This window comes from Streptomyces sp. NPDC093149 (genome assembly GCF_044754145.1).
In the GTDB taxonomy this organism is placed as follows: domain Bacteria; phylum Actinomycetota; class Actinomycetes; order Streptomycetales; family Streptomycetaceae; genus Streptomyces.
This window is the reverse complement of record NZ_JBIVON010000013.1, coordinates 107960-116770: the sequence shown is the minus strand read 5'-3', so window position 1 is coordinate 116770 and position 8811 is coordinate 107960. Positions and strand designations below refer to the sequence as shown.

The 8811-nt window shown below is 69.6% G+C and carries 5 protein-coding genes and 1 pseudogene; 1 reads left to right on the top strand and 5 read right to left on the bottom strand.

Features of this window, described 5'->3' with window-relative positions; translation table 11 throughout:
• Positions 1-141 precede the first annotated feature (141 nt).
• A pseudogene (locus ACIQCZ_RS32015) lies at positions 142-384 on the bottom strand (ATP-binding protein); the annotation flags it as partial.
• A gap of 429 nt (positions 385-813) precedes the next feature.
• Here ACIQCZ_RS32015 and ACIQCZ_RS32010 point away from each other — a divergent pair.
• The gene (locus tag ACIQCZ_RS32010; RefSeq protein WP_402287478.1) at positions 814-1887 is read left to right on the top strand and encodes an enoyl-CoA hydratase/isomerase family protein; all 1074 of its coding nucleotides are present in this window, start codon (positions 814-816) and stop codon (positions 1885-1887) included.
• An 89-nt stretch (positions 1888-1976) separates the two neighbouring features.
• Here the strand turns inward: ACIQCZ_RS32010 and ACIQCZ_RS32005 are convergent, their stop codons facing one another.
• The 4 genes from ACIQCZ_RS32005 to rhaI form a co-directional block, all read right to left on the bottom strand.
• Positions 1977-3440 (bottom strand): arabinose isomerase, encoded by a 1464-nt coding sequence (locus ACIQCZ_RS32005; protein ID WP_402287476.1) that lies wholly within the window; start codon positions 3438-3440, stop codon positions 1977-1979.
• Positions 3433-4998 carry a rhamnulokinase family protein gene (locus ACIQCZ_RS32000; protein ID WP_402287473.1) on the bottom strand — a complete coding sequence of 522 codons (1566 nt, stop codon included), beginning with the start codon at positions 4996-4998 and terminating at the stop codon, positions 3433-3435. The genes ACIQCZ_RS32005 and ACIQCZ_RS32000 overlap by 8 nt, the downstream gene beginning before the upstream one ends.
• A gap of 34 nt (positions 4999-5032) precedes the next feature.
• The gene (locus ACIQCZ_RS31995) at positions 5033-7078 is read right to left on the bottom strand and encodes a bifunctional aldolase/short-chain dehydrogenase (RefSeq protein WP_402287471.1); all 2046 of its coding nucleotides are present in this window, start codon (positions 7076-7078) and stop codon (positions 5033-5035) included.
• Between the two features lie 75 nt (positions 7079-7153).
• On the bottom strand, positions 7154-8320 hold the full coding sequence (gene rhaI, locus ACIQCZ_RS31990) for an L-rhamnose isomerase (RefSeq protein ID WP_402287469.1): 1167 nt from the start codon (positions 8318-8320) through the stop codon (positions 7154-7156).
• Between the last annotated feature and the right edge of the window lie 491 nt (positions 8321-8811).

Here is an 8811-nt window from a genome sequence, read left to right as displayed (position 1 = left end):
CGGTTCTGGGGCGCGGGGCCCCCCCCGCCCCCCCCAACCGGCGCCCCCCCCCCGGGGGGGGGGCCCGCCCCCCGGGCGGGGGGGGGGGGGGGGGGGGGGGCCCGCGGGGGGGGGGGGCCCCCCCACCCCTCCTCGTTCTCGTCACGCCCGTTCCGCGGGCCGTGGCCGAGCGGAGTCCGGCGGTGTCGAGGGCCCGATCTCGCACCAGACCGCCTTTCCCTCGCCGCGGGGCTCGACACCCCAACGAGTGGTGACGGCGTCAAGGAGCAACAGGCCGCGCCCCGACGTCGCGGTCTCGCCCGGACTGCGGCGTCTCGGCCAGACACTTGAGCGATCCTGAACCGACAGCCGGACCCGGCGAGTGGGCTCGGGCAGTACCTCCAAGGGGTCCAGGCCGAATACCAGCAGCCCCGCGTCGTCGATGTCGAGCGTGTGGGCGTCCAGGTCCCACTCGAAACTGCCTGTCCGATTCATGACGAGCCGCTCTGCCGTCGCGGTCTCGCCGTGGTGTCCCTTCTCGCTCAGCGGGCGGGACGGGACGGGGGCGCTCGGTTGCCGGTCGTGATCGGTCATTCCTGCTCCGGAGATCGTCCGCCGGGGCTGCCGGGCCGACGCGGCCCGCACGGGTGCCTCAATTGTCGAGCCGGTTCCGGCGGGCTGCCAGGCGGACCCCGGTGGGAACGGGGCGACGCCCGGCACGGACGGCCTTCGCACCCCCGTTGCCCGGTCCCACGACGTGCCCCGCAGAATGACAACGGAAGATCGTCCGCGAGCGGCGGGCGATACCGTACAGGGGCTGACCGGAGCGCATTCATGAACCACGAAGATCCTGTTCTGCTGCACACCGAGGGACGCATCCGCCACATCACCCTCAACCGCCCGCGCGCCCTCAACGCGCTGAACCACGCCATGGTGCTGCGCATCGACGAAGCACTCGCCGAAGCCGAGGCCGACGACACCGTCGCCGCCGTCCTGATCACCGGAGCCGGGGAGCGCGGCCTCTGTGCCGGGGGCGACATCCGGTCGATCCACGAGGACGCCCGCGCGGGCGGCGGTGCATCGTTGGACTTCTGGCGCGACGAGTACCGGCTCAACGCCCGCATCGCGCGGTTCCCCAAGCCGTACGTCGCGATCATGGACGGCATCGTGATGGGTGGTGGCGTCGGTGTTTCGGCCCACGGCGACGTCCGTGTCGTCACCGAACGCTCGCGCATCGCCATGCCCGAGACCGGTATCGGCTTCGTCCCCGATGTGGGTGGGACGCACCTGCTCAGCGCCGCGCCCGGCGAGCTCGGTACCCATCTCGCGCTCACCGCGGACGCGGTCGGCGCGAGTGACGCGCTGCTCTGCGGGCTCGCCGACCACTTCGTGCCGTCGCAGATCCTTGCCGGGCTCACCACGGAACTCGCCGCGTGCGGAACGGCAGCCGAGGTCGAGGAGACCGTCCGGCGCCATGCCGCACCCGCGCCGGAAGGTGAACTGGTCACGCACCGGGAGTGGATCGATTCCTGTTATGCGGCCGATTCCGTCGAGGAGATCCTCGACCGGCTCGACAACAGCGGTGTCCCCGCCGCCAAGGAGTCCGCCGAAACGATCCTGGCCAAGTCACCCACCGCGCTCAAGGTGACCCTCGCGGCCCTGCGCAGGGCCCGACGGCTCGACAGCCTGGAAGCGGTGCTCGACCAGGAGTACCGGACGTCCTGCACCGCCTTCACCCGGCCCGACCTGGTGGAGGGCGTACGTGCCCAGATCATCGACAAGGACCGCAGTCCTCGGTGGAGCCCGGCCGGCCTGGCCGAGGTCACCGAGGCCGACGTCGCGCGGTTCTTCGCGCCGTTGGGTGACCGTGAACTCGGCCTGGACATCGCCTCCCGTGTGACGGACTGAGACCGAGACGATCCGCGACGGGGCTCGAGGCACCGGAACGGATGGCGAGGACCGGAACGGATGGGGGGCGGCGGGGACCGCGGACCGGCTCAGAGATCGTTCGGGCGGGTGACGGTACGGAACGGCAGACCGAGCAGGTCGGCCGCGGCCCTGAGCTCCTTGGCACGGTGACCGGTGCAGAGCGTCCAGTGATGACCGATGCCGGTCGCGGACCAGGCATCGGTCCACTCACCGGGGTCGAAGCCGAAATCGACGCGGGAGGTGGTGTTGCCGATCTCCAGCAGAGGTCCCGGGACGACTTCGCCCTCGGAGGCGACGAACGCGAAGGTGCCGTCGGCTTCCTGACCGATACCGAACGTGGTGACGGGGCCGTGCTTGACGTCGAACTCGACGCTGACGCCCCACCCGCGCTTGCCGTGGAAGACACCCAGCCCCCGCAGCAGCGGATCCTTGGCGCTGATCGCGAGGTGGGCGGGGCCGTCGTGGCCCATCTCGACGACGCGGTCGCGGAAGTTGAGGGCCTGGAGCTCGGTGAAGGAGCCGCCGGCGCCGATGGTGTCGGCGATCAGCATGGCGAGGCTGGTGCGCAGCTCGTACTCCCCGGCCATCGGGATGCCCCGGGCCGTCAGCAGCGACGCGCCGAGGATCATGCCTGCGCCGAGCCGTTCGTGGATCTCACCCTCCAGCCCACGGTGGTAGTACGCGAGGCTGTCGAGTCCGAAGTCCTCGACGAGCCGGTCCAGTCCGACCGACACCCGGGCGGCCCAGGCGAGATCGTCCTCGTCGACGGAGTCGTCGAGCGTGAAGACCGTACGCGCCACCGCGACGCGCTCGACCGCCTCCTCGTCCGTCACGTCGGTGACGCGGACCCGCAGGTCGTCGAATTCGAGGACTTCGACATGCCCGCCGAACTGGGCCGAGACCAGCGTCATATCAGTGGAGACATCGAGCATCCCGGGATAGAGGTGGCCCATCAGCCCGTGCCGGCCGTGCCGCATCGCGCCCCGCACCCGCGCGGCGGAGATCCAGCGGCGGATGCGGCTCCAGGCGTTCTCGTCGCGCAGATGGCCGGATACGGAGCGGAAGGGAATGCCGCTGCGCCGGAACACATTGGCGATCTCCGGCAACGGGCACTGTCCGCAGTAGGCCAGCCATCTGCCCGTGTCGGTGTCGGCGTGGTCCATCGCTTCGGTCGGCTGGAGGTCGATGACCAGTACCGGGGTGTGGGTGCGCTGGGCGATGGGAAGGATCATCGAGGCCGTGAGGTACGTCGTCAGGAACGTCACGACGATGTCGCAGTCGGCCCTGCGCAGCCGTTCGGCCGCCGTGGCGGCCTCCGGAGGGTCGGAGATGAAGCCTGCGTCGACGACCTCGCAACCCAGCTCCTCGAAGCGTCCGGTCACGAAGCGCGCGGATTTCCGCAGCCGGTCGAGGAGACCGGGGAACTGTGGCCAGTACGCGCCGAGTCCACCGGAAACCAGACCGACGCGGGTGCGACGTCGCGCCGTGCGGGCGAGCGCGCCGCCGGGCACGGCGGAAGAGACATCAGTCATGAGCTTCCTTCCTTCGTCGTCCATCGAGGGCCCGGGTGTCCACGGAGGAGGCAGGGGCCGCCGCCCGGGCGTCCAGGGCTCGGACGGGTGCCAGCCTTGCGGCAGCCCGGTCCCAGGCCCGCTGATCTCCCTGAGGGGTGTAATGGCGCAATTCCTGGGTCCGCGCGACGAGACGTCGCATGTCCATGAGGTCGCCCACCAGGCCATGGGCGCGCGCCTGCAGCAGGATGTTGCCGAGCGCTGTCGCCTCGGCCGGACCGGCCGTGACGGGCAGCCCGGTGGCGTCGGCGGTCCACTGACACAACAGCGCGTTGCGCGACCCCCCGCCGACGAGATGGATCCGGTTCAGTTCCCGCCCCGCCAGCCCGGCGGCCTGCCGCAGCGTCCTTCGATGAGCCAGGGCCAGGCTCTCCAGTACACATCGCACATACCCGCCAGGACTGTCGGGCGGCATCTGCCCGCTCCGCACGAGGTGGGCGTCGATCCGCGACGGCATGTCACCCGGGGCGAGGAACATCTCGTCGTCGGGGTCGATCACCGCGGCGAACGGCCTCGCACGGACCGCTTCCGCGAGCAGTTCCGCCAGGCCCGGAGCCGTCCCCCGCCTGCCCCAGGCGCGGCGGCACTCCTCAAGCAGCCACAGGCCCATGATGTTGCGGAGGTGACGGATGGTGCCGTCCACCCCGCGCTCATTGGTGAAGTTCGCCGCCCGGGACTCCTCCGTCAGCACCGGAGCCGACAGCTCCAGGCCGGCCAACGACCATGTACCGCAGGACACGTAGGCGAATCCGGGCTCGGTCGCGGGCACGGAGGCGACCGCCGACGCCGTGTCGTGCGAGGCGACGGTCGTCACCGGCGTACTGGCGGGAAGGCCGGTGTACTCGGCAACATGCGGCAACAGTGTCCCCGCCGGTTCACCCGGCTCACGCAACGCGGGAAACCGGGAACGCTCCAGACCCAGCCGCCCGATCAACGCATCGGACCAGGCCCCGGCGGACGCGTCCAACAGACCGGTCGTCGAGGCGTTGGTGAGCTCCGCGCCCAGCGTGCCGGTCAGCCAGTGCACCATGAGGTCGGGGATCAGCAGCATCGTCCGTGCCGCACCCCACTGGGCACTCGCACGATGTGCCGCGAGCTGGAACACCGTGTTGAACGGCAGATGCTGCAGCCCGTTGACGGCATACAGCTCCTGCGCCCCGCATTCGGACAGCACCTGCTCGACGGCCTTGCCGTTACGGCTGTCGCGGTAGTGGAACGGCAACCCGAGCAGCGCTCCGTCGGCATCGAGGAGGCCGTAGTCGACCGCCCAGGTATCGATGCCGATCGAGGTGAGCGGCCCGCCACGCGCCGCCGTCCGCAGACCGTCCAGCATCCCCTGGTACAGGGCGAGCACGTCCCACCGCAGCCCGTCCGGCAGCCGGACCGGGACATTGGGAAAGCGGTGCGCCTCGGTCAGCACGAGCTCGTCGGGCCCGGCCCGGCCGGTGATCACCCGGCCGCTGGTGGCACCGAGGTCCACGGCCGCGAAGACCGTGCCGCTTCGTGACGTCACAGGCATGGAACTCTCATCCGGGTCGTCGGAGCGGGAGAGGTCATCGAAGGAACGCCGCGGCCACACCGGCGTCCACAGGGATGTGGAGGCCGGTCGTGTGCGTGAGGTGCCCGCCGGTCAGCGCGAAGACGGCGTTCGCGACGTGCTCCGGGAGCACCTCGCGCTTGAGGATGGTGCGTCGGGCGTAGAACTCGCCGAGCTTTTCCTCCTCGATGCCGTACGTGGCCGCACGCTGGGCACCCCAGCCACCCGCGAAGATTCCCGATCCACGTACCACCCCGTCGGGGTTGACGCCGTTCACCCGGATCCCGTGCTCGCCCAACTCGGCGGCCAAAAGCCGTACCTGGTGAGCCTGATCGGCCTTCGTCGCCGAGTAGGCGATGTTGTTCGGGCCGGCGAACACCGCGTTCTTCGACGTGATGTAGACGATGTCGCCGCCGAGGTTCTGCTCCCGCATCACCCGCGCGGCCTCACGCGAGACGAGGAACGATCCGCGCGCCATGATGGTGTGCTGGAGGTCCCAGTCCCGGGCCGTGGTTTCGAGCAGCGGCTTCGAGATGGAGATGCCGGCGTTGTTCACGACCAGATCCACACCGCCGAAGGCCAGCACCGCGCTCTTGAACGCCTCGGCGATCTGCTCCTCGCTCGTCACGTCGACGGTCACCGCGACGGCCCTGTCCGGCCCGCCGAGCTCCTGCGCCACCGAGGCGGCGCTCCGTGTGTCGACGTCGGCGACGACGACACAGGCCCCTTCCGCGACCAGCCGGTGCGCGATGGCCCTGCCGATGCCGGACCCCGCCCCCGTGACCAGCGCCACCCGGGTGGCCAGCGGCTTGGCCTCGGGCATCCGGCGCAGCTTGGCCTCCTCCAGTTCCCAGTACTCGATCCGGAACTTCTCGGACTCCTCGATCGGCGTGTACGTCGACACGGCCTCGGCGCCACGCATCACGTTGATGGCATTGAGGTAGAACTCCCCGGCGACCCGAGCGGTCTGTTTGTCCTTGCCGAAGGAGAACATGCCGACTCCGGGCACCAGCACGATCGCCGGGTCCGCGCCGCGCATCGCGGGGGAGGCGGGAGCGGCATGACGCTCGTAGTACGCGCGATACGCCTCCCGGTACTGGCCGTGCAGCTCCTTCAGGCGCGTTGCAGCCTCGGCCGGTGGGGCGTCCGCGGGCAGGTCGAGGACGAGCGGGCCGACCTTCGTCCGAAGGAAGTGATCCGGGCACGACGTGCCGAGCGAGGCGAGTCGTGGGTGCTCGGTACGGGACAGGAAGTCCAGGACGGGCTCGGCGTCGGTGAAGTGGCCCACCTGCGGACGGTCGGTGGAAGCCAGAGAGCGGATCAGCGGTGCGAGCGCGGCGGCACGTTCGCGGCGCTGATCCGCAGCGAGGGGCTCCCGGCCCGCCCACACGGGCCCGAACGGCTCCGCCCGGCCACGTTCCTGAAGGAATGTCTCGGCTGTGCGGATCATCCAGAGAGCGTTGCGCTCACACTCGTCCGAGGTCTCGCCCCAGGCCGTGATGCCATGGCCACCGAGGATCACACCGACGGCCCGCGGGTTGGCCGCCCTGACGGCAGCGATGTCCAGGCCGAGCTGGAACCCGGGTCTGCGCCAGCCCACCCAGGCCACCTTGTCACCGAAACACTCCGCCGTGAGCTTCTCGCCGTCGGCAGAACACGCCAGCGCGATTCCGGAGTCCGGGTGCAGATGATCGATGTGCGCGGCGTCGACCAGCGCGTGCATCGCCGTGTCGATGGAGGGCGCGGCACCGCCCTTGCCGTGCAGGCAGTAGTCGAACGCGGACACCATCTCGTCCTCGCGCTCCACCCCCGGATACACGGTCTTGAGGGCGCGGACCCGGTCCAGGCGCAGCACGGCGAGACCTGCCTCGGTGAGCGTGCCGAGATCGCCTCCGGATCCTTTGACCCACAGCAGCTCGGTCTCGCCGCCGGTGACGGGGTCGGTGCCGGTGGCCTTGACGGACGTGTTGCCCCCCGCGTAGTTGGTGTTGCGGGCGTCGGATCCGAGCCGATGGGCTCGCTCCAGGAGGGCGGCGACTTCGGGGTGCGTCGCGGACGTCATGGGATTCCTTCGTGGTCGCAGTCGGACGGAACCGTGCGGGCGTGTGTACGGGCGTACGGGGGAGAGGGCCGGCGCTCAGGCGCCCCAGCCGGCTTGCACGCCACCGACCCGCGCGGAGGCGATGCGCTCCTGATTGCCTGAGGCGAGATACGCGGCGAACGGATCTCCGGCCAGGCCGAGCTCCTCACGTACCTCGGCGAGCAGCGGTCGGACGTCGGTGTTGTACGCGTCCATCAGGACGCCGTTCGCGGCCAGGACGTCGCCGGATCGCTGAGCGGTGCTCAGTGTGTCCATGTCGATGAGCAAGGCCTTGGCGGTCGCTTCCTGCACATTGGCGACCGACCGGATCACGGCAGGAATCTTCGCTTCGATGTTGTGGCACTGGTCGAGCATGAAGTTGACGTTCGTCTCGGACTTCATGCCGCCGTTCTTCACCACCTCGTGCATGATCCGGAACAACTGGAACGGATCGGCGGCGCCGACCATCAGATCGTCGTCCGCGTAGAACCGTGAGTTGAAGTCGAACGCGCCGAGTCTCCCCGCACGCAGCAGGAATGCCACGATGAACTCGATGTTGGTGCCCGGCGCGTGGTGTCCGGTGTCCACGACCACCTGAGCCTTTGGGCCGAGGTCGAGGCAGTGTGCGTACGCCGTGCCCCAGTCCGGTACGTCCGTCGTGTAGAACGCGGGCTCGAACAGCTTGTACTCCAGGAGCATCCGCTGGTCGTCGGCCAGCCGCCCGTACACCTCGGCCAATGCCTCGGCGAGTCGGTCCTGACGGGCCACGATGTCATCCTGGCCGGGATAGTTCGTGCCGTCGGAGAACCAGAGTTTGAGATCGGGGGAACCGGTCGCGTCCATGATGTCGACGCATTCGAGCAGATGGTCCGTGGCCTTGCGCCGTACCTTCGGGTCGGGATGCGTGACCGACCCCAGCTTGTAGTCGTCGTCCTGGAAGACGTTGGAATTGATCGCGCCGATCCGCAGCCCGAGATCGGCGGCGCGTCGGGTGAGTGCGGAGTAGTCCTCGACCCTGTCCCACGGGATGTGCAGCGACACCTTCGGAGCCACACCCGTGAACGCGTTCACCTGTGCCGCGTCCTCCAGCTTCTCGAACGGGTCGCGAGGCACTCCCGGCTGTGCGAACACCTTGAACCGCGTCCCGGAGTTTCCGTATCCCCACGACGGCGTCTCGATCACCTGGGACTTCAGGGCCGCCTTGACGGCCGACACATCAGACATGAACACCTCGCAAGCGGAGTCATCCAGCGACCGTGGTCGTTCGGACGGTGTATGAATCGTTTCATCCAGAACGTACGCTAGGTTTGCGGTTGGCTTTCAGTCAAGCCTCAAGTCAACGGTCGAGTGTGTGTTCTCCGGTTTCTTCTCGCGGGCTTGAATCAATTCAGCATGCGCTCAGCAGGTGCGGCGGGGAGCCGGCCGCGCGGCGGGTTCGGTCCGGGCCGATCGCTGTCGATCGCGCTCGGGACGGCTCAGAGGGTGCAGGGCTCGTCGACTCGATTCGGAGCACGGTGGTGCATCGGCGAGACGAGGTGAAGAGCGACGGCGCGATGGCTCAGGACCGGCAGCCCCTGGAACGGTTCGACCGACGGCCGTTCTCGGGCCGTCGTCTCCTCGTCCGCAGACCGCCGGACGAGGCCGGCCCTGCCCGGTCCGTCCGGCGCCGGAGGACATCGCGACGGCGATGCCGTCCAGCGGCCTTGTTCGACGGG

Bases quoted from the DNA above. Each gene is read 5' to 3' on its own strand.
- ACIQCZ_RS32010 (WP_402287478.1), top strand. From the start codon at position 814: ATGAACCACGAAGATCCTGTTCTGCTGCACACCGAGGGACGCATCCGC.
- ACIQCZ_RS32005 (WP_402287476.1), bottom strand. From the start codon at position 3,440: ATGACTGATGTCTCTTCCGCCGTGCCCGGCGGCGCGCTCGCCCGCACG.
- ACIQCZ_RS32000 (WP_402287473.1), bottom strand. From the start codon at position 4,998: ATGCCTGTGACGTCACGAAGCGGCACGGTCTTCGCGGCCGTGGACCTC.
- ACIQCZ_RS31995 (WP_402287471.1), bottom strand. From the start codon at position 7,078: ATGACGTCCGCGACGCACCCCGAAGTCGCCGCCCTCCTGGAGCGAGCC.
- rhaI (WP_402287469.1), bottom strand. From the start codon at position 8,320: ATGTCTGATGTGTCGGCCGTCAAGGCGGCCCTGAAGTCCCAGGTGATC.